This is a genomic window from Streptomyces venezuelae (assembly GCF_008642355.1).
In the GTDB taxonomy this organism is placed as follows: domain Bacteria; phylum Actinomycetota; class Actinomycetes; order Streptomycetales; family Streptomycetaceae; genus Streptomyces; species Streptomyces venezuelae_B.
Map to the genome: position 1 here is coordinate 2,491,059 of NZ_CP029193.1, position 18,596 is coordinate 2,509,654.

Genomic DNA, 18,596 nt, shown 5'->3' on the forward strand with positions numbered 1-18,596 from the left:
TCGTTCCAGAAACACCTACTGTTGCCTCGTGGCCAGGACCAAGGAATTCGATCCGGACGCCGCGCTGCAGTCGGCCCTGGAGCTGTTCTGGCGGCGCGGCTACGAGGCGACGTCGATGGCGGACCTCGTCGAGGCGCTCGGCATCGGGCGCGCCAGCATCTACGCGACCTTCGGGAACAAGCACGAGCTGTACCTGAAGGCGCTGGAGCGGTACGCGACGCACCAGAACCCGCGTCTGCTCGACGAGCTCTCCCGGCCGGGCCCGGCCCTGCCCGCCGTCCGCGCGCTGCTGCGCCGCTTCGGAACCGAGGCGTCCACCGGCGAGGAGCGGTTGAACGGCTGTTTCATCACGAACACGGCCGCTGAGCTCGGCCCGCACGACGAGTCCGCGGCCCGTCGCGTCGAGCGCAGCTGGGAGCACCTGGAGACGCTGCTGCACTCCGCGCTCGTCCGGGCGCGGGCACAGGGCGAGCTGCCGGAGGACCGCGATCCGCTGACGCTCGCCCGCATGCTGCTCGTCGTGATGCAGGGCCTGCGGGTGGTCGGCAAGGCGTCCAGGGACCCGGCGCGGGTGCGGGACGCGGTGGAGCAGGCACTGGCCCTGCTCGACTGACGGACCACTTTCCTCACCCCCTTTTCCTCACCCCTTGCGCTGCCATCTTTCATGTGCCCTCATACTGAACCGATCGTTCAAGAAAAGAGCCCACCATGACTGCTCACGCCCCCCGCGCCCGCTTCGCCGGCCGCACCGCCCTCGTCACCGGCGGCGGCTCCGGCCTCGGCCGTGCCATCGCGCTCGCCTTCGCCACAGAGGGCGCGAACGTCGTCGTCGCCGGACGCACCGAGGGCACCCTGAAGGAGACCGCGGACCTCGTCGAGGCCGCGGGCGGCAAGGCGCTCGCCGTCACCGCCGACGTCTCCCGCTCCGCCGACCTCGCCGCGCTCGTCGCCGCCGCCGTCGACCGCTTCGGCTCCCTCGACGTCGCCGTGAACAACGCGGGCGTCCTGCGGGCCGGACAGCCGGTCGCCGACCTGCCCGAGGAGGACTGGCGCACGATGCTGGACATCAACGTCACCGGCGTACTGCTCGCCCTCCAGGCCGAGGTGCGGCAGATGCGCACACAGCCCTCGGGCGGCGCCATCGTCAACATCGGCTCGAACCTCGGCGCGCACACCAGCGCGCCGGGTCTGGCCGCCTACGGCGCGACCAAGGCCGCCGTCTCCGCACTGAGCCGCGCGGCCGCCGCCGAGCACATCCGGGACGGCGTCCGCATCAACACCGTCAGCCCCGGCTCCTCCGACACGTCGATGTCGTTCCGCCCCGGTGAGACCGAGGCCGGGCGGGCGGCCCGCATGAAGGAGACGACGCCGCTGGGCCGGGTGTCGTCGACGGAGGAGGTCGCCGCCGCGGTGCTGTACCTGGCGTCCGACGAATCCGGTTCGGTGGTCGGCACCGACCTGGTGATCGACGGCGGCGCATCGGCCTGACGGGCGGCCCCCTGCCGTGGGCTCCCCCACTCGACTTACCGTTGAGTAAGCAACGGTGGCCGAGAAGCCGACGACAAGGGAGCCCTGCCATGGCGGCGTGGACCGCGCACGACATCCCGGACCAGAGCGGCCGCACCGCCGTGGTCACCGGCGCCAACAGCGGCATCGGCTACGTCACGGCGCGTGAACTCGCCCGCCGCGGCGCCCGCACCGTCCTCGCCTGCCGCAGCGAGGAGCGCGGGGGCGCGGCGGTCGGGCGGCTGCTCAGCGAAGTCCCCGGCGCGCACGCCGAGTTCCGCGCCCTCGACCTCGGGGACCTCGCGTCCGTACGGCGGTTCGCGGACGAGTTCGACGGCGCCCGCCTCGACCTGCTGATCAACAACGCGGGCGTCATGGCGCTCCCCTACCGCCGCACCGCCGACGGCTTCGAGACGCAGTTCGGCGTCAACCACCTCGGGCACTACGCCCTGACCGGGCTGCTCCTCCCCCGCCTCATGGAGGCCCCCGGCGCGCGGGTCGTCACCGTCTCGTCCGGCCTGCACGCGCTCGCGGACATCGACATCGGCGACCTCAGCAGCGAGCGGCACTACCGCCGTTGGGTCGCCTACGCCCGCTCCAAGACGGCCAATCTCCTCTTCACCCACGAGCTGGCCCGCCGCCTGGCCGCGACCGGCGCCGACACCGTCGCGGCCGCCGCCCACCCGGGCTACGCCTCGACCAACCTGCAGAGCGCGGGACCCAGGATAGAGGGCCGCAGGGGCGTCGAACGCTTCATGGAACTCGGCAACCGTCTCGTCGCGCAGTCCGCGGCGGCCGGTGCCCTTCCGACCCTGTACGCGGCGACGGCGCATGGCGTCCGGCCCGACGCGTTCATCGGCCCGGGACCCCTCGGGTGGCGCGGGGCGCCCACGCGGTCCTGGCGGGCGAAGTGGACGCGGAACGACGTGGCCGGTGAGCGGCTGTGGGCGGCGTCCGAGGGGCTGACGGGGGTGCGGTACGAGGGCCTCAAGAGCACCTGAGCTTCCCCGGGGGCATCAGGCCGCTCCGCGCAGCTCCAGCGCGGCCAGCGGGATGAAGCCGGGTCCTTCGCCCTCGGTCGACGCGTCCTTGCCGTGGAGGCGGCGCAGCATGGCGACCGCGATCCGCTCGCCCTGCGCCTTCGCGCGGTCCGCGTTCGGCCCCCGGTGCAGTCCGTCGACCGTGGCGCGCCACAGCTGCACCCAGCGGCCGAAGTGCTCGGCGGTGAGGGGGCGGGCGGAGTGCAGCGCGGCGTGCGGAGCGAACGCGTTGCGGCGGTACTCGGCGGAACGGAAGAGAGCGCGCTCCCAGAAGTCGGTGATGCGCGGCATGTGCACGTCGAGGTCGGTACCGGCGATCTCCGTGAAGAAGGGGCCGATCAGCGGGTCGGCGAACGCCTCCGTGTAGAAGCGGCGCAGGAGCACGTCGAGGTCGGCGCGGGTCGTGATGTCCACACCTTCGACTGTGACACGGGCAGCGGGTGTCGTGTCCGCGGAAGACGGTTTGTCCATGTTTCCACGGTCCGCCGCCCGCCCGGCCGCTCCCAGGGCCGAAGGTCCCGCTCAATGCAGGTCGGACGCCTCGAAGACGCCGCGCGCCGCCGTGTCGTCGGCGCGTTCGGTGAGCCTGCGCAGCTCGACATGGCCGGTCCTGAGCAGCCCGGCCTCAAGCGCGGAGCGGGCCCCCGTGTCGAGGCGGTGCAGGAGCAGCGGGTTGTCGACGAGGATCTGCGGGTCGAGTTCGACGCGGTTGCCCAGCGAGTCGCCGAGGACGAGGCGCGCGGCGACACCCTCGTCGTACCGCACGGCGGTGAGGAGGCAGGTGCAGACGTGCTTGCGGCGGCCGAGGCCGCGTACGGCCAGCCAGCCGGGGCCCGCCGTCACCCGCACCGGGTGCAGCACCGCGTACAGGAGTGCGGAGAGCGGCACCCAGAGGCAGGCGGCGCGGACGAGGCCGAGCGTGCCGTTGGCCCAGTCGATGAGGAGGACGAGCCCGAGGAGCGCGAGGGCGCAGAAGACGCCGGCGCGCACGTCGTGCGCCCAGTTGCGGTCCGAGACGGTCGCGTACGGAGTGTCGGGCCCGTACGGCTCCCCCGGCCCGACCCGTACGACGCCCTGTCTCGTCCTGTTGTGTCCCATGTGCGGCACCGTAGAACGTCCGCGCGGTCCCGGCGCCGTCCTTGACGTGGTGCATACACACGATGGGGCCTCCTTTACGCGGCACTGACGGATCCACGGAGTCCGGGTGGGCCGACACTCGGCCGCAACACCCCTGTCGTAATCCCTCTGCATGGTTGATCGTTGGGCCCGGCACACACCTACGTCACGCAGGGGGACGACCAGCATGGCCATCAGCCGCAGGACACTTCTCGGGACGGGTGCGACGGGTGCCGCCCTCGGGCTGCTCACCGCGTGCGGGTCCAACACAGGGCGCGACGGCGGCGGCTCGGGCGGCAAGGGCCCGCGGCTCGCGCAGTGGTACCACCAGTACGGGGAGCCGGGCACCGAGCAGGCCGTGAAGCGGTACGCGGCCGCGTACAAGAAGGCGGACGTCAGCGTCCAGTGGCGACCCGGCAACTACGACGAGCAGACCGCCGCCGCGCTCCTCACCGAATCGGGCCCCGACGTCTTCGAGGTCAACGGCCCGTCCCTGGACCAGATCCGCGAGGGTCAGGTCGTCGACCTCACCGATCTGTTCGACGGCGTGAAGGACGACTTCAACCCGGTGGTCCTCGCCCCGAAGACGTACGACGGGAAGATCTGGGCGATCCCGCAGGTCGTCGACATGCACCTGCTCTACTACCGGAAGAGTCTGCTCGACGACGCGGGCGTCGAGCCGCCGCAGAGCCTGGACGAGCTGGTCGACGCGGCGAAGGCGCTGACCACGAAGGACGTGAAGGGCCTCTTCCTCGGCAACGACGGCGGAGCGGGCGCGCTCGGCGTCACGCCCCTGTACGCGGCGGGCCTGTCCTCCGTCACCGAGGACGGCCGGGTCGGCTTCGACGACCCGGCAGCCGCCCGCACCCTCGGCAAGCTGCGCCAGCTGTACGCCGACAAGTCGCTGCTGCTCGGGGCACCCGCCGACTGGTCGGACCCGTCGGCGTTCGTCCAGGAGCTGACCGCCATGCAGTGGTGCGGCCTGTGGGCGCTGCCCGCCGTGAAGAAGGAGCTGGGCGACGACTTCGGCGTGCTTGCGCTGCCCGCCGACGGCTCCGGCGGTAAACCGTCGCTGCCCGTGGGGTCGTACGGCGCGGCGGTGAGCGCCCGCAGCGACCACAAGGAGGCGGCGAAGGACTTCCTCAAGTGGCTGTGGGTCGACCGGACCGAGTACCAGGAGGACTTCGCGCTCTCGTACGGCTTCCACATCCCGGCCAGGCTCTCCCTCGCGAAGAAGGCCGACAAGCTGAAGGAGGGCGCGGCGGCGGACGCGGTGCGCTACTCCACGGAGTACGGCTACTCCGAGCCGCTGCTGTGGACCCCGGCGAGCCGCACCGCGTACCAGGACGCGCTGAGCCGGATCATCAAGTCCGGCGCGAATCCGGAGAGCGAGGTCAAGTCCGTCGTGCGCAAGGTGCGGGCGGAGCTGGACCGGGTCAAGAAGAAGTCGTGACCCACACCCCCCTCAAGAGCCGACTCCTCGGCACCCAGAACCGCACCCTCTGGTTCTGGGTCTTCGTCGGCCCGTTCGCGCTGGGCCTGGTCCTCTTCACGTACGTACCGCTCGCCTGGAGCGTGTACCTCAGCTTCTTCGACGCCCACAACACCGTCTCGCCCGACGACTTCGTCGGCTTCGACAACTACACGTCGATGCTGCGGAACGACGCGTTCACCGACAGCCTCGTCACCTTCGCGGTGTTCTCCGCGTTCATCGTCCCCACGACCTTCGTCCTGTCGCTCGCGCTCGCACTCATGGTGAACCGCCTGCGCCGCGCCCAGGCGTTCTTCCGCTCGGTCTTCTTCCTCCCGGCGGCGTGCAGCTACGTCGTGGCGGCGATGATCTGGAAGCTGTCGATCTTCAACGGGGTGCGGTTCGGGCTCGCCAACACCGTCCTCGGCTGGTTCGGCGTCGACCAGACGGCGTGGCTGTCGACGACGGACCCACCCTGGTACTGGCTGGTCATCGTCACCGTACGGCTCTGGCTCCAGGCCGGCTTCTACATGATCCTGTTCCTGGCGGGCCTGCAGCGCATCTCCCCCACCCTCTACGAGGCGGCGGCGGTGGACGGCGCCCGGCCCGGCTGGCAGGTCCTGCGCCACATCACGCTCCCCCAGCTGCGCGCGACCTCCGTCGCCGTCACGCTGCTGCTCGTCATCAACGCGTTCCAGGCCTTCGACGAGTTCTACAACCTGCTCTCGACGTCCAGTGGCTACCCGCCCCACGCCCGCCCGCCGCTCGTCTACCTCTACTACACGGCGCTCGGCCGCGAGCAGAACCTCGGACTGGGCAGCGCGGGCGCCGTGCTCCTCGCGCTGATCATCGCGGTGGTGACGATCGGGCAGGCGCGCTGGTTCGGCCTGGGCCGGAAGGAGGACTGATCCCATGACCGCACCCCTCAGGCAGTCCCACAGGTCTACGGACGACGCCCTGGTCAGAGCGGGCCGCGCCCTGCGCGTCGTCCTCCTCGTCGCCCTGGCGCTCCTCTTCCTGATCCCCTTCTACCTGCTCGTACGCAACGGCCTGGCGTCCGAGGACGACATCACGTCCCCCGACTGGACGTTCTTCCCCTCCACGCTGCACTGGTCGAACATCTCGGAGCTCTTCGACGACCCGACGGTCCCGATGGCCAGGGCCCTGCTCAACTCGTCCCTGATCGCGGTGGCGACAACGATCGGCACGTTGCTCCTCGCCTCGCTCGCGGGCTACGGCCTGGCCCGCATCCCCTACCGCTACGCCGACCACGTCTTCTATGCCATCCTCGGCACGATGATGGTCCCGGCGGCCGTCACCTTCGTCCCGAGCTTCGTCCTGGTCTCGTCCCTCGGCTGGGTCTCGACCCTGCGCGGCCTGATCGTCCCCACGCTCTTCTCGGCCTTCGCGTGCTTCGTCTTCCGCCAGTACTTCCTGGGCTTCCCGCGGGAGCTGGAGGACGCGGCGCGGGTGGACGGCCTGGGCTACTGGCGTACGTACTGGCGCGTCGTCGTCCCGAACTCACGCCCCGTCTTCGCCGCGGTCGGCACGATCGTGTTCATCGGCGCGTGGAACTCCTTCCTGTGGCCCCTGGTCATCGGCCAGGACCGCGACGCGTGGACGGTCCAGGTCGCCCTGGCCACGTTCACGACGTCCCAGGTCATCCGCCTCCACGTGCTGTTCGTGGCGGCGGCGGTGTCGATCGTGCCGCTGCTGGTGGTCTTCCTGTTCTTCCAGCGGTGGATCGTGGCGGGGGTGGAGAGGTCGGGGATCGACGACTGAGACCGGGGTCCGGATGCTGACATCCGGCGTCTGCGAAAGGCGTGATTCTCGCCACCCCTGATAGGGCTTGCGCTCAGATGAGCGGCTCTCCGGCGGCTGCACTTCTCCAAGGGGTGGCACTCAGTGCCACCGCTCGATCATTCATGAGGTGAACTCACATCTGAGTTCGTGCCGCTCATCTGAGCGTTTAGTGGACACAGAGGGGGGTGCTCGTTCAAGACTTGAACGAACTCGCGAGGTCTCGGCTACCGCTCAGTCACTTTCGATCTAGCGGCGGACGGGTGGTTACGGCCGCATGACGCACAAGTGGACGTACCCAGGTGCCTTCGATCTGGGTATGTTCCTCGCCGTCAGGGCAGCCACCGAGCTCTCGAGGAGTCGAGACCCGTGTCGGAAAACAAAGATCCCCACGTAGCTCACACGAGCGAGAGCGTGAAGTTCGTCTACGACTTCACCGAGGGCAACAAGGACCTCAAGGACCTTCTCGGCGGGAAGGGCGCGAACCTCGCCGAGATGACCAACCTCGGGCTGCCCGTCCCTCCGGGCTTCACGATCACCACCGAGGCCTGCAAGACGTACCTCGACAGCGGCGAGGAGCCCGTCGAGCTGCGGGACGAGGTGAGTGCGCACCTCGACGCCCTCGAGAAGAAGATGGGCAAGAAGCTCGGCCAGGCCGACGACCCGCTGCTCGTCTCGGTCCGCTCCGGCGCCAAGTTCTCGATGCCCGGGATGATGGACACGGTCCTGAACATCGGCCTCTCCGACAAGTCGGTGACGGGCCTCGCCAAGCAGTCCGGCGACGACCGCTTCGCGTGGGACTCCTACCGCCGCCTCATCCAGATGTTCGGCAAGACCGTCCTCGGCGTCGACGGGGACCTCTTCGAGGACGCCCTGGAGAAGACCAAGGAGACCAAGAAGGTCGCGGTCGACACCGACCTCGAGGCCGCCGACCTGAAGAAGCTGGTCACGAAGTTCAAGAAGATCGTCAAGACGGAGGCCGGGCGGGACTTCCCGCAGGACCCGCGCGAGCAGATGGACCTCGCGATCCGTTCGGTCTTCGAGTCGTGGAACACCGACCGCGCCAAGCTCTACCGCCGCCAGGAGCGCATCCCCGGCGACCTCGGCACGGCCGTCAACATCTGCTCGATGGTCTTCGGCAACCTCGGCCCCGACTCCGGCACGGGCGTCGCGTTCACCCGCGACCCGGCCAGCGGCCACCAGGGCGTGTACGGCGACTACCTGCAGAACGCGCAGGGCGAGGACGTCGTCGCGGGCATCCGCAACACGGTCCCGCTCGCCGATCTGGAGCAGATCGACAAGAAGTCGTACGACCAGCTCATGCAGATCATGGAGACCCTCGAGACGCACTACAAGGACCTGTGCGACATCGAGTTCACCATTGAGCGCGGCCAGCTGTGGATGCTGCAGACCCGCGTCGGCAAGCGCACCGCCGGCGCCGCCTTCCGCATCGCCACGCAGCTCGTGGACCAAGGCCTGATCGACGAGGCCGAGGCGCTGCAGCGCGTCAACGGCGCCCAGCTCGCGCAGCTCATGTTCCCCCGCTTCGACGAGGGCGCGTCGGTCGAGCAGCTGGGCCGCGGCATCGCCGCGTCACCCGGTGCCGCGGTCGGCAAGGCGGTCTTCGACTCGTACACCGCGATCAAGTGGTCGCGTTCGGGCGAGAAGGTCATCCTGATCCGCCGCGAGACCAACCCCGACGACCTCGACGGCATGATCGCGGCCGAGGGCATCCTGACCTCGCGCGGCGGCAAGACCTCCCACGCCGCCGTCGTGGCGCGCGGCATGGGCAAGACCTGTGTGTGCGGCGCCGAGGACCTGGAGGTCGACACGAAGCGCCGCCGGATGACGGTGGGCGACACCGTCGTCGAGGAGGGCGACGTCGTCTCCATCGACGGCTCGACGGGCAAGGTCTACCTGGGCGAGGTGCCCGTGGTCCCCTCGCCGGTGGTGGAGTACTTCGAGGGCCGCATGCACGCGGGAGCCGACGACGCGGACGAGCTGGTCGCCGCGGTGCACCGGATCATGGCGTACGCGGACCGGGTACGTCGCCTGCGGGTCCGCGCCAACGCGGACAACGCCGAGGACGCGCTCCGCGCCCGTCGCTTCGGCGCCCAGGGCATCGGCCTGTGCCGCACCGAGCACATGTTCCTCGGTGAGCGCCGCGAGATGGTGGAGCGGCTGATCCTCGCGGACGCGGACGGCGAGCGCGAGGACGCCCTGAAGGAACTCCTCCCCCTGCAGAAGCAGGACTTCGTGGAGCTCTTCGAGGCGATGGACGGCCTCCCGGTCACGGTCCGCCTCCTCGACCCGCCGCTGCACGAGTTCCTCCCCGACATCACGGAGCTCTCGGTCCGTGTCGCGCTCGCCGAGTCCCGCAAGGACGCCAACGAGAACGACCTGCGCCTGCTCCAGGCCGTCCACCGCCTGCACGAGCAGAACCCGATGCTGGGTCTGCGCGGCGTACGCCTCGGCCTGGTCATCCCCGGCCTGTTCACCATGCAGGTCCGTGCGATCGCCGAGGCCGCGGCCGAGCGCAAGACCGCCAAGGGCGACCCGCGTGCGGAGATCATGATTCCGCTCGTCGGCACGGTCCAGGAGCTGGAGATCGTCCGCGAGGAGGCCGAGCAGGTCATCGCGGAGGTCGTGGAGACGACCGGCGTCGACCTGAAGCTGGCGCTCGGCACGATGATCGAGCTGCCGCGCGCCGCGCTCACCGCGGACCAGATCGCGGAGGCGGCTGAATTCTTCTCCTTCGGCACGAACGACCTCACGCAGACGGTCTGGGGCTTCTCCCGCGACGACGTGGAGGCCTCGTTCTTCACGGCGTACCTGGAGAAGGGCATCTTCGGGGTCTCCCCCTTCGAGACGATCGACAAGGACGGCGTCGGCAAGCTGGTCCGCGACGCGGTGGCGGCGGGCCGTGCCACCCGCCCCGACCTCAAGCTCGGCGTCTGCGGCGAGCACGGCGGCGACCCGGAGTCCGTCCACTTCTTCCACGAGGTGGGCCTGGACTACGTCTCCTGCTCCCCGTTCCGCATCCCGGTGGCCCGCCTGGAGGCCGGCCGCGCCGCGTCCCACTCCACGGGCAGCGACCACCGGTGACCACACTCCGGGACCGCTGCCGCGTCCCCGACCCTCAGTACCGATGCGGCGGCGGTTCCGGTTCACGATGAGGAGGCGGCACCCTGTGCGGGGGTGCCGCCTCTTCCTCTGTCGCTCTCGGGTCAGGCCTCGTGCAGCGCGACGAGTTCGGCCAGGTCGTTGCCCACCATGACATGAGCGAGCCGTCCGGCGACGGCCACGACGTCGGGCCAGGACGCTGCCGCGAGGTGCTCGGCATCGGTGTCGAGGGGCGCCTGGCCCGCGGCCGCGTTGAGCGCTGTGCCGAGCTCCCTCATGAGGCCGGCCTCCTCCTGCGTCAGGCGTCGCGCGTCGTCGTTCATGGCCCGACCCGAGCCCAGACATGCGGCGGAGCGGTGATTCAGGCACCACGGCAGTGATCATTGGTCGCGGGCAAGTGGCCTGTGCGAGGGCTCAGTTGCCGGTGAGGGAGATGGCCAGGTCCGTGATGTTTAGGGGGAACCTGGATCCGAGGGTGTCGGACACCAGCGTGGCCTCGCCGGTGAAGAGGTTGACGCTGTAGAGGGAGGGTCTGGCGGCGCCGGAGGCGGTGAGCGTGGCGTAGGCGGCGTTGCTGACCGTCTTGCCGCCCGAGGGGCTGCTGAAGATGTCCAGGCCCGCGTTGCTCTGCGCGTCGACGCCGAGGCTGCCGGTCGGTGCCAGCGTGCCGTTGTTGGCCGGCGACTGGATGACGATCTGGTCGCTCGCCGTGTTGACGTCGAAGAGCGTGGTCCCGGTGGCCCCGTTGAGGTCGTTGTTCGTGTAGGCGGCGGCGGAGACGCCCTTGGTCGTGCCCTCGGTCGGCGGGGTGGTGAGGTTCAGGTCCTGGACGGTCGTGTGGTCGTTGAGGTTGTGCCGCAGGTTCTGGCCGTTGTCGCTGACCACGCGCAGCCGGTCGGCGGCCGGGTTGAAGTCGACGCCGAAGTTGGTGCCGTGCAGCGAGTACTGGAGCTGGGACACCTTGGTGATCACGACGTCCGGGACGGCCGGCGGGGTCTTGACGGTGTAGATGCCGCCCTTGTCGCCGACGCCGTACATCAGGCCGTTCTGCACCCGGAAGTCGATGCCGATGAGGGCCGTGTCGCCGCTGAGGCCGACGATGTCCCTGACCCAGTCGAGCACGTTCGGCCGGTCGGTGGTGAACGTGGCCATCTGGGTGCCGTCACCTGTGATCCCGAACGCGCGGAGGCTGGGAGCGGCGGCGGGAGCGGCCGAGCCACTGCCCGGCGCACTCAGCATGAGCGCTGTCGACGTGGTCATGACCGCTACCGCCGCCGCGATTCTCTTTCTCGTTCCCGCTTTCATCAGTGTTTCCCTCCCGATTGATCCGGCACCCCTGAATTGGCGCGCGGATGAGAGATGTCCGTACCGATTCCCGCGCTGATCCGGAGCAGTGGCCGGAATGAACGATGTACTGCCGGCCGGGCGGGCTGTACGCGGTTCCAATTAAGGCCGGTCCGCAATGCCCTCACAAGGAGAACGAGCGACGCGAATCCCCCGATCAAGGAATTTTGCGCACTGTGACAAAGCGCTTCGGACGTGCTCGTCCCCGATGTGCGCAGAGTGATATATGCCGTCTGGTTTTCCCCTGTGTGTTTCCAAGATCGGAATGGCATGCTCGCGCCCATGGGGAGCCTTTTCGCCGAGTTGGCCCGGCAGGCGTCGGTCAACGCGCGCCGGGAGGTCGAGACGTACGCGCGCGAGATCGCGGAGTTCGGATTCCTGGACACGAACTCCCGGGCACGGGCCGAGACACTGGAGTACGCGTTGTGGTTGCGCCGCCGTACGGTCGCACTCTCCCCGGACAACAGCGAACTGAGCGACGACGATCTCGGATACATCGCGGCGATCGGCGAGTCCCGGGCCGAAGCGGGGATGACGCTGGACGCACGACAGCGGGTCCTGCGACTGCACACCTCGCTCATGCTGCGCGAGATCAACGAAGCGACCGAAGCGCAGCGTGGAGTCGGAGGCGGAGTCGGCGAACTCATGCGAATGATGCACTGGTTCGCCCCGCAGGGAGAACGCGGTATCCGTGCCTACAGTCAGGGATTCGTGACGGCGCTGCGACACCGTCTGCCGTACGTCGAGCAGGCTGCCCTGCTGGCCAGGTCGTTGCTGAAAGGAGACCCCATATCGACGGGACTCGCCTCGGCTCTGGGCATGGAACTGCCCGAGCGCTGTGCGGTGGTGGTGATCCGGGTGCCGGACCGTCCCGCCGACGATCGCGACCTGGAAAGCGAGATCGAGGCACTGGTGAAAACCCACCACGCGCCGATCACGTGGGGGCCGGGCGAGGGACGTGGGGGCGGTGAGCTGATCGCCTTGATTCCCCTGATTTCCGCGACACCCCCGGACTCCCCGGGCTCGCGCACGGCCGACGACCCCCTGCCCGACCGGGTATCCGATCTCGTACGGGACTTCGCCCAGGCCCTGGGTCGCCCCTGCGCCGTCGGCGCCGCCACCTCCTCGCTGTCCGAGGTCGCCGACGCCCTCGACCTGGCCCGGCGGGTCAGCAGGGCGGCGCCGCTGCGGCGGGCGTCTTCTCGGCTGCGGCCGTACACCATGTCGGACCTGTTCGTGGAACTCGCCGTCGCCGACGCGCCGTTCGTCGACGCATGGCTGCAAGCCGTGGGCCGGAGCCTGCAGTCCGGCCCGGACCTCCTTGTCACGCTGGACGCGTACTACCGCCACGACATGCACCGCGGCGCCACGGCGGCAGCCCTCGTCGTCCACCCCCGTACCCTGGACTACCGCCTCCGCCGGGTACGGGAGCTCACCGGCATCGACCCCGGCTCGACGCGCGGCGTACGCATCTTCAGCTCGGTCGTCACGCGCTACCTGTCGGGAACGTGGCACTGAACCCTGTTCTGCCTCCATCGCATGAGTTCACGCCTCAAGGGCGGGGCGAACGTCCAGGAGCGACCGGTCATCAGTCTCACCACCACGAAGCGACCCTAAGCCGCGACGGGCGCGGCCGATTTGGCGGTCCTTTCGAGTTCGGCGTGGTGGGCCGCGCGGGCCTTCTCGTCGATCTGTGTCTCGTGTTCGGGGCGTACCCCGGTCCGGCCGTCGAGGCTCTCGCGCAGGATGTCGGCGTGTCCGGTATGCCGGGTGGTCTCGCCGAGGACATGGGTCATGGCGGCGAACAGGTTCGTGTTGGGGCAGATCTCCGGCCACCACGGCACGTGGCCGGGGGCGTCGAGGGGGAGCTCGTTGATCGTCGCGTCCGAGTGTTCCCACGTACGGCGGTAGAGGGCGATGATCTGGTCGCGGGTCTCGTCCTCCGCCGCCCACAGATCGCTGCCGTCGGAGTCCTGCCATCGGCACAGCGCTTCCGGTGACGGGCGGCCGAAGACCTCGCCGAAGTACCTGGCCTCGACAAATGCCACGTGCTTGACCAGGCCGAGGAGGTTGGTCCCGGTCGCTGTCAAAGGCCGGCGGGCGTCGTACTCGGACAGGCCGTCGAGTTTCCAGAGCAGCGCCTCGCGGTCCCGCCGCAGTCGCCCGTGCAGGTTGTTCTTCGCGAATTCGTCGATCACGCGGCAGGAGCCTGCCATGGGCCGGTCTTGGCCTCAAGGTCCTGTGGAGACATGGCCCGGCCGGCGGGGTGACCTTGAAGGGGCGGCGCCCGCGTGCGGGGATGCCGCCCCCGCCGCATACCGGTGCCGGGTCAGGCCACCGGCTCCGGCAGCGTCATGAGGTGGGCGCGGTGGCGGGCTGCCGCGGCGGTCGCCGTCGGGCCGCCCAGCGCGGCCACGCCGATGAGGCGGGGGCCCTGGTAGTAGGCGTAGAGGAGGTCGCCCTCCGGAGTGGTCGGGTCGCCTTCCAGGAGTTCGCAGCGGTCGGCCAGGGAGGGCCGGCCGAACGACTGGAGGCGCAGGGTGTACTGGTCGCTCCAGAAGGAGGGGAGCGGGGCGCAGGGGGCCGGGTCGCGGGGCGTGCCGGTCAGGGCCGCCACCAGCGTGCGGGCCGCGTGGCGTGCCGTGTCGCCGGGGACCGACCAGTGTTCGACGCGGCGCGGTACGGGGCCGTAGCGCGGATTCGGGAAGCGGGCCACGTCGCCGACGGCCACCGCGTGCGGGAGGCCGCCTATGCGCAGGTGGGCGTCGCAGAGGATGCCGTCGGTCAGGTCCAGCCCCGGCGTCGCCGCCAGCCATTCCGTGTTGGGGAGCGAGCCGATCGCTTCGACGATCAGGTCCGCCCGTAGTTCCGTGCCGTCGTCCAGGACGCAGCCCTCCGGGGTGAGTTCCGTGGCCAGGCGGCCCATGTGGAAACGTACTCCCCGCGCCTCGTGGCGGAGGCGGAGCGCCCGCGCCAGGTGCGGGCCGAGCGCCGACGCCATCGGTTCCGTCTCCGGCGCCACGACGGTCACCGCGCACCCCGCCGTGCGCGCGGTGGCCGCCACCTCGCAGCCGATGAAACCCGACCCGATCACTGATACCCGGGCGCCCGCCGCCAGCCCGGCGGCCAGGGCCGTCGAGTCCTCCAGCGTGCGGACGACGTGCCGGGGCGGGCCCCCGGGCATCGGGAGCCTGCGTGGCCGCACCCCCGTCGCGGCCACCAGACCCTCGTACATGTGGACCGATCCGTCGGTCAGTGTGAGCGTGCGCGCCGTGAGGTCCGCGGCCGTCACGGCGGAGCCGAGTCGCCACTCGACGTCCTCGACGCTGGGGCGCCTGCGCAGTTCCGTGCCGGCCGCGAGCGCGTGTCCCGCGAGTACCGCCTTGGACAGCGGCGGGCGGTTGTACGGGAGGTGGGGCTCGTCGCCGAAGACGGTGATCGCACCGTGCCAGCCCGCCGCGCGGAGCTGTTCGGCCGCGCGCAGACCGCCGAGCGACGCTCCCACGACCGCGATGCCGCGGCTCTCCCCCCTGCTCGCCCCCGCCACGTCTCAGCCCTCGACCCGGATGGCCTGCAGCGGGCATACGTCGGCCGCGTCCTCGGCGTCGGCGCGCAGCGCCGCGTCGGGCGAGTCCACGTACGCGAGGCGGCCCTCGTCGTCGAGCCGGAAGATGTCCGGTGCGGCGAAGACGCACTGCCCGTGGTCCTGGCAGACGTCCAGGTCGACTGTCACCCTCATCTGGCCGGTCAACTCCCTCGGCTCGCAGGTTGCTTTGACTCGCTGGTTCCTTGTGCGGATTCCGTTCAGCGGCGTGGTGGTCTGATGCCCCGGTACTCCCAGTCGCCGCCCAGCGCCGTGGAGAGGACCTCCTCCGACTCCGTGGGCTGGGCGCCGACGTCTCGGCGGATGGCTGTCGGGCCGGTGACGACGTGGTTGGTGAGGCGTCCCAGGCCCTCCGCCTCGACCTCGACGACGTCGCCGGGGCGGACCGGGCGGGAGCCCGCGGGCGTGCCGGAGAGCAGGACGTCCCCGGGTTCGAGAGTGATCGTGCGGGCGATGTCGGCGACGAGGTAGTGCATGTCCCACTGCATCTCGTCGGTCGAGCCGTCCTGCGCGAGTTCGCCGTTGACGTACGTGCGGAGGTGTTTGCCGCGGAAGTCCCAGCCTGTGACCAGGCCCGGTCCGAGCGGGCAGAGCGTGTCGGAGCCCTTGACGCGGAGCATCGAACCGGCGTCGGTGTCCCGGAAGTCGTGCAGGCCGTAGTCGTTCGCGACGGTGTAGCCCGCGATGTACGCACCCGCCTCGTCCGGTGCCACGTTGCGGCAGGTGCGGCCGATGACGATGCCGATCTCCCCCTCGTAGTTGAGGTACTTGCACCCTTCGGGGCGTACGACGGCGCCGCCGTGGCTGTTGAGGGCCGAGACCGGCTTGTGGAAGTAGGTGGGGGCGGGTGGCAGGGCGGCGCCGAACTCTTCGACCCTGCTGCGGTGGTTGAGGTGGACGGCGATCACCTTGGACGGGTGTACGGGTGGGAGGTGGTGGGCCTCGGACGTCTTGACGCGGCGGCCGTCGGGGGCGATCAGTTCGTCGCCCTCGCGCACGACCTGGACGGCGGAGCCGTCGAGCAGGATGCGGCGGTACTCGGTCGTGGTCGCCCTCATGTCGTCGCCTCCGCCGCCGTGTACGAACCCGTCCAGCCCGTGGCCGGGCGGTCGAACCACAGGTGCATCTGGCCCGTGCCGATGGAGTTCTCGTACGCGCTGTAGGCGCGGCCGGGAGCGGTGCAGCGCTCTTCGCCCAGCGCGCCGATCATCATGAGGTAGTGCCCGAACCGTGCCTCCGGCTTGTACGTCAGGAACTCCGGCATGGTGCGCAGGACTTGGGCGTGGTCGCCGCGTTCGAGCCATGCGATCCGCGCGCGGTCGGCGGCGCGCGCCTCGGGTGTACGGATGTGGGCGGGGTCGCTGGACTCGTGGGCGCGGAGTTCGCGCAGCGGCCAGAACGTGTGCGAGAGGGCGCCGGACGCGATGAGCAGGACCCTGCGTCCGGGGAGCGCGCCGATGCCGTCGGCGAGCGCCCGGCCGAGCCGCAGGTGGTCCTCGGCGTCACCGGTCTGGCAGACCCCGATCGAGACCCACTTCTTTGCGGGGAGGCCGTGGCCCAGGTACGTCCACAGGTTGATGGTGGCGTAGTACACGGGCAGGAAGGGGTCGTCGATCGGGGTGATCCAGGTGTCGTGCTTCTCGGCGAACCGGGCCACGGAGTGGGCGAGTTCGGGATCGCCGGGGTAGTCGTACGGCATGCGGCACATGCCGCGCGGCAGCTCTTCGGAGGTGAACAGGCCGGCGCGGCGGGCCTGTGCGGAGACCACGAACTCGACGGTGGTCGCCCAGTGCGAGTCGAGGACGACGACGGTGTCGTAGTCGAGCGTCTCGAAGACGTCGGCGCGCAGCCTGCGCAGGCCGGGGACGAGGCTGATCTCCCGGCCGTCGTTGAGCTCTCTGCGGGTGGGTTCGGGCAGCACGATGGTGGGGACGTGGGCGAGGAGGCCCGCGCCGACGATCTCACCCATGGTCGGACCACCCCTTCGGCGCCGTCACCGTGTTCTTCAGGTCGCAGTAGAAGTCGAAGGACCAGTCGCCGCCCTCGCGCCCGATGCCGGAGCGGCGCGAGCCGCCGAAGGGTGCGGAGAGGTCGCGTACGTAGAAGCAGTTGACCCAGACCGTGCCCGCGACGAGCCGTGCGGCGATCCGCGCCGCGCGCTCGCGGTCCCCGGCGGCGAGGGTGGCGGCGAGCCCGAAACGGGTGCCGTTGGCGAGGCGCACCGCCTCGTCCTCGTCGCCGTCGGGGAAGGTCTGGAGGGTGAGGACGGGGCCGAAGACCTCTTCCTGGACGATCTCGGAGTCCTGGTCGACGTCGGTGAGGAGGGTGGGGAAGTAGTAGTTTCCGCCCGATGCGTCGGACAGCCGGGTGTCGGGGGCGCCGCCCACGAGGGCTTCGGCTCCCGCCGCGAGCGCTCGGCGTACGAATCCGTCCACGCGCTCCACGTGCCGGGGGTGGATGCTGGGCCCGATGTCCGTGGCCTCGTCGCGCGGGTCGCCCCGGGTCAGCTTGGCGACGCGGTCGAGGAAGCGGCCGAGGAAGGCGTCGCGCACGGACTCCTCCACGAGGATGCGGGTGGCGGCGAGGCAGACCTGGCCCGCGTTGTCGTACTGCTCCACGGCGAGGTCGGCGGCCAGGTCCAGGTCGGCGTCGGCGAGGACGAGCAGCGGCGACTTGCCGCCGAGCTCGAAGCTGCACGGGGTGAGGTGCGCGGCGGCGGCGGTGGCGATGCGGTGGGCGGTGGGCACGGAGCCGGTGAAGCTGATGCGGCGCACGGCGGGGTGGGCGGTGAGGGGTGCGCCGACCTCGTCCCCGTACCCCTGCACGACGTTGAAGACCCCGGGCGGCAGCCCCGCCTCGTGCGTGATGTCCGCGAGGAGGGAGGCGGTGAGCGGCGTCCACTCGGCGGGCTTGAGCACGACGGTCGAGCCCGACGCGAGCGCCGGGGCGATCTTCCAGCTGGCCAGCATCAGCGGGGCGTTCCACGGCGTGATGAGGACGGCGGGGCCCGCGGGGTCCCAGGTGACGTGGTTGGTGTGGCCGCGGGTCTCGAAGTCGGGGCGGGAGAGGGCGAGGAGGCGGTCGGCGAAGTAGCGGAAGTTGTGGGCGACGCGGGGCAGGACGCCGTGGCGGTGCGAGCGGAGGAGGGCGCCGTTGTCGGCGGTCTCTACGGCGGCGAGCTCTTCGGCGCGGGCGTCGACGCCGTCGGCGACGGCGTGCAGCAGCGCGGCGCGCTCCGCCGGGGGTGTGGCGGCCCAGCCGGGGAACGCGGCGTCCGCGGCGGCCACCGCCGCGCGGGCCTCGGCGGCGGTGCCGCGGGCGATCTCGGCGAGTGGGGCGCCGTCGATGGGCGAGTGGTCGGTAAAGGTGGCAGTGGGTGCGTGGGTGGCGGAGGTGACGCGGGCGCCGGCGATCCAGTGGCGGGTGTCGACGGGGACATTGGCGACGGTCGCCGTGTGGGGGGTCGCCGTGGGGTTCCCTGCGGGCGGTGGGTTCCCCGGGGGCTTGGCGGCGGGAGGAGCCATCTCTGCCTCCGATCCTCCAGTTCGTTTGAACCCAAACAACGTTAGGGAGGGGTCGGGGTGGGGTCAAC

18 protein-coding genes are annotated in these 18,596 nt (G+C 70.6%); 8 read left to right on the forward strand and 10 right to left on the reverse strand.

Annotated elements, in window-relative coordinates; genetic code table 11:
• The first annotated feature begins 28 nt into the window (after positions 1-28).
• The 3 genes from DEJ47_RS11500 (at position 29) to DEJ47_RS11510 (ending at position 2,507) form a co-directional block, all read left to right on the forward strand.
• Positions 29-613: a TetR/AcrR family transcriptional regulator gene (locus DEJ47_RS11500; protein WP_150167488.1), complete on the forward strand. Its 585-nt coding sequence runs from the start codon at positions 29-31 to the stop codon at positions 611-613.
• A 95-nt stretch (positions 614-708) separates the two neighbouring features.
• A complete protein-coding gene (locus DEJ47_RS11505) occupies positions 709-1,488 on the forward strand; it encodes an SDR family NAD(P)-dependent oxidoreductase (RefSeq protein ID WP_150167490.1) in 780 nt (259 codons plus the stop codon).
• Positions 1,489-1,577: 89 nt separating this feature from the next.
• Positions 1,578-2,507, forward strand: coding sequence for an oxidoreductase (locus tag DEJ47_RS11510; RefSeq protein WP_150167491.1), 930 nt, complete (start codon positions 1,578-1,580; stop codon positions 2,505-2,507).
• Positions 2,508-2,522: 15 nt separating this feature from the next.
• On the opposite strand, the gene DEJ47_RS11515 is transcribed toward DEJ47_RS11510, so the two are convergent.
• Together DEJ47_RS11515 and DEJ47_RS11520 are read right to left on the reverse strand one after the other, a co-directional pair.
• Entirely contained in the window at positions 2,523-2,960 is a 438-nt protein-coding gene (locus tag DEJ47_RS11515; RefSeq protein ID WP_223828311.1) for a group III truncated hemoglobin, read from the reverse strand.
• Between the two features lie 108 nt (positions 2,961-3,068).
• The gene (locus DEJ47_RS11520) at positions 3,069-3,644 is read right to left on the reverse strand and encodes a hypothetical protein (RefSeq protein ID WP_202456834.1); all 576 of its coding nucleotides are present in this window, start codon (positions 3,642-3,644) and stop codon (positions 3,069-3,071) included.
• A gap of 205 nt (positions 3,645-3,849) precedes the next feature.
• Between DEJ47_RS11520 and DEJ47_RS11525 the strand changes: the two genes are divergently transcribed.
• From DEJ47_RS11525 to ppdK, 4 genes are all read left to right on the forward strand, one after another.
• Positions 3,850-5,115: an ABC transporter substrate-binding protein gene (locus DEJ47_RS11525; RefSeq protein ID WP_190415366.1), complete on the forward strand. Its 1,266-nt coding sequence runs from the start codon at positions 3,850-3,852 to the stop codon at positions 5,113-5,115.
• Complete coding sequence (locus DEJ47_RS11530; protein ID WP_150167495.1) at positions 5,112-6,041, forward strand: carbohydrate ABC transporter permease; 930 nt, start codon at positions 5,112-5,114, stop codon at positions 6,039-6,041. The genes DEJ47_RS11525 and DEJ47_RS11530 overlap by 4 nt, the downstream gene beginning before the upstream one ends.
• A 4-nt stretch (positions 6,042-6,045) precedes the next feature.
• On the forward strand, positions 6,046-6,915 hold the full coding sequence (locus DEJ47_RS11535; RefSeq protein ID WP_150167497.1) for a carbohydrate ABC transporter permease: 870 nt from the start codon (positions 6,046-6,048) through the stop codon (positions 6,913-6,915).
• Between the two features lie 387 nt (positions 6,916-7,302).
• Positions 7,303-10,038: a pyruvate, phosphate dikinase gene (gene ppdK, locus DEJ47_RS11540; RefSeq protein ID WP_150167499.1), complete on the forward strand. Its 2,736-nt coding sequence runs from the start codon at positions 7,303-7,305 to the stop codon at positions 10,036-10,038.
• A 122-nt stretch (positions 10,039-10,160) separates the two neighbouring features.
• Here ppdK and DEJ47_RS11545 read toward each other — a convergent pair whose 3' ends face one another.
• A complete protein-coding gene (locus DEJ47_RS11545; RefSeq protein ID WP_190415367.1) occupies positions 10,161-10,379 on the reverse strand; it encodes a hypothetical protein in 219 nt (72 codons plus the stop codon).
• A 91-nt stretch (positions 10,380-10,470) separates the two neighbouring features.
• The gene (locus tag DEJ47_RS11550) at positions 10,471-11,316 is read right to left on the reverse strand and encodes a DUF4394 domain-containing protein (RefSeq protein WP_223828312.1); all 846 of its coding nucleotides are present in this window, start codon (positions 11,314-11,316) and stop codon (positions 10,471-10,473) included.
• Positions 11,317-11,682: 366 nt separating this feature from the next.
• Here DEJ47_RS11550 and DEJ47_RS11555 point away from each other — a divergent pair, with 366 nt between their 5' ends.
• Positions 11,683-12,918, forward strand: a complete 1,236-nt coding sequence (locus tag DEJ47_RS11555) for a PucR family transcriptional regulator (protein WP_150167502.1) — start codon at positions 11,683-11,685, stop codon at positions 12,916-12,918.
• Positions 12,919-13,013: 95 nt separating this feature from the next.
• Here DEJ47_RS11555 and DEJ47_RS11560 read toward each other — a convergent pair whose 3' ends face one another.
• The 6 genes from DEJ47_RS11560 to DEJ47_RS11585 all read right to left on the reverse strand — a co-directional run bounded on the left by DEJ47_RS11560 (position 13,014) and on the right by DEJ47_RS11585 (position 18,528).
• A complete protein-coding gene (locus tag DEJ47_RS11560) occupies positions 13,014-13,598 on the reverse strand; it encodes a DinB family protein (protein ID WP_150175564.1) in 585 nt (194 codons plus the stop codon).
• Between the two features lie 131 nt (positions 13,599-13,729).
• Entirely contained in the window at positions 13,730-14,947 is a 1,218-nt protein-coding gene (locus DEJ47_RS11565) for an NAD(P)/FAD-dependent oxidoreductase (protein ID WP_223828313.1), read from the reverse strand.
• Between the two features lie 3 nt (positions 14,948-14,950).
• Entirely contained in the window at positions 14,951-15,139 is a 189-nt protein-coding gene (locus DEJ47_RS11570; protein ID WP_150167503.1) for a ferredoxin, read from the reverse strand.
• 65 nt (positions 15,140-15,204) lie between these two features.
• On the reverse strand, positions 15,205-16,062 hold the full coding sequence (locus DEJ47_RS11575; protein WP_150167505.1) for a fumarylacetoacetate hydrolase family protein: 858 nt from the start codon (positions 16,060-16,062) through the stop codon (positions 15,205-15,207).
• On the reverse strand, positions 16,059-16,973 hold the full coding sequence (locus DEJ47_RS11580) for a catechol 1,2-dioxygenase (RefSeq protein ID WP_150167507.1): 915 nt from the start codon (positions 16,971-16,973) through the stop codon (positions 16,059-16,061). Before DEJ47_RS11580 ends, DEJ47_RS11575 begins: the two co-directional genes overlap by 4 nt.
• Positions 16,966-18,528 carry an aldehyde dehydrogenase family protein gene (locus DEJ47_RS11585; protein WP_150167509.1) on the reverse strand — a complete coding sequence of 521 codons (1,563 nt, stop codon included), beginning with the start codon at positions 18,526-18,528 and terminating at the stop codon, positions 16,966-16,968. The genes DEJ47_RS11580 and DEJ47_RS11585 overlap by 8 nt, the downstream gene beginning before the upstream one ends.
• Between the last annotated feature and the right edge of the window lie 68 nt (positions 18,529-18,596).

Excerpts from the sequence above, each read along its gene's own strand:
- DEJ47_RS11545 (WP_190415367.1), bottom strand. The coding sequence starts at position 10,379 with ATGAACGACGACGCGCGACGCCTGACGCAGGAGGAGGCCGGCCTCATG.
- DEJ47_RS11580 (WP_150167507.1), bottom strand. The coding sequence starts at position 16,973 with ATGGGTGAGATCGTCGGCGCGGGCCTCCTCGCCCACGTCCCCACCATC.
- DEJ47_RS11520 (WP_202456834.1), bottom strand. The coding sequence starts at position 3,644 with ATGGGACACAACAGGACGAGACAGGGCGTCGTACGGGTCGGGCCGGGG.
- DEJ47_RS11585 (WP_150167509.1), bottom strand. The coding sequence starts at position 18,528 with ATGGCTCCTCCCGCCGCCAAGCCCCCGGGGAACCCACCGCCCGCAGGG.
- DEJ47_RS11505 (WP_150167490.1), top strand. The coding sequence starts at position 709 with ATGACTGCTCACGCCCCCCGCGCCCGCTTCGCCGGCCGCACCGCCCTC.
- DEJ47_RS11535 (WP_150167497.1), top strand. The coding sequence starts at position 6,046 with ATGACCGCACCCCTCAGGCAGTCCCACAGGTCTACGGACGACGCCCTG.
- DEJ47_RS11570 (WP_150167503.1), bottom strand. The coding sequence starts at position 15,139 with ATGAGGGTGACAGTCGACCTGGACGTCTGCCAGGACCACGGGCAGTGC.
- DEJ47_RS11555 (WP_150167502.1), top strand. The coding sequence starts at position 11,683 with ATGGGGAGCCTTTTCGCCGAGTTGGCCCGGCAGGCGTCGGTCAACGCG.
- DEJ47_RS11575 (WP_150167505.1), bottom strand. The coding sequence starts at position 16,062 with ATGAGGGCGACCACGACCGAGTACCGCCGCATCCTGCTCGACGGCTCC.
- DEJ47_RS11510 (WP_150167491.1), top strand. The coding sequence starts at position 1,578 with ATGGCGGCGTGGACCGCGCACGACATCCCGGACCAGAGCGGCCGCACC.
- DEJ47_RS11525 (WP_190415366.1), top strand. The coding sequence starts at position 3,850 with ATGGCCATCAGCCGCAGGACACTTCTCGGGACGGGTGCGACGGGTGCC.
- DEJ47_RS11550 (WP_223828312.1), bottom strand. The coding sequence starts at position 11,316 with ATGACCACGTCGACAGCGCTCATGCTGAGTGCGCCGGGCAGTGGCTCG.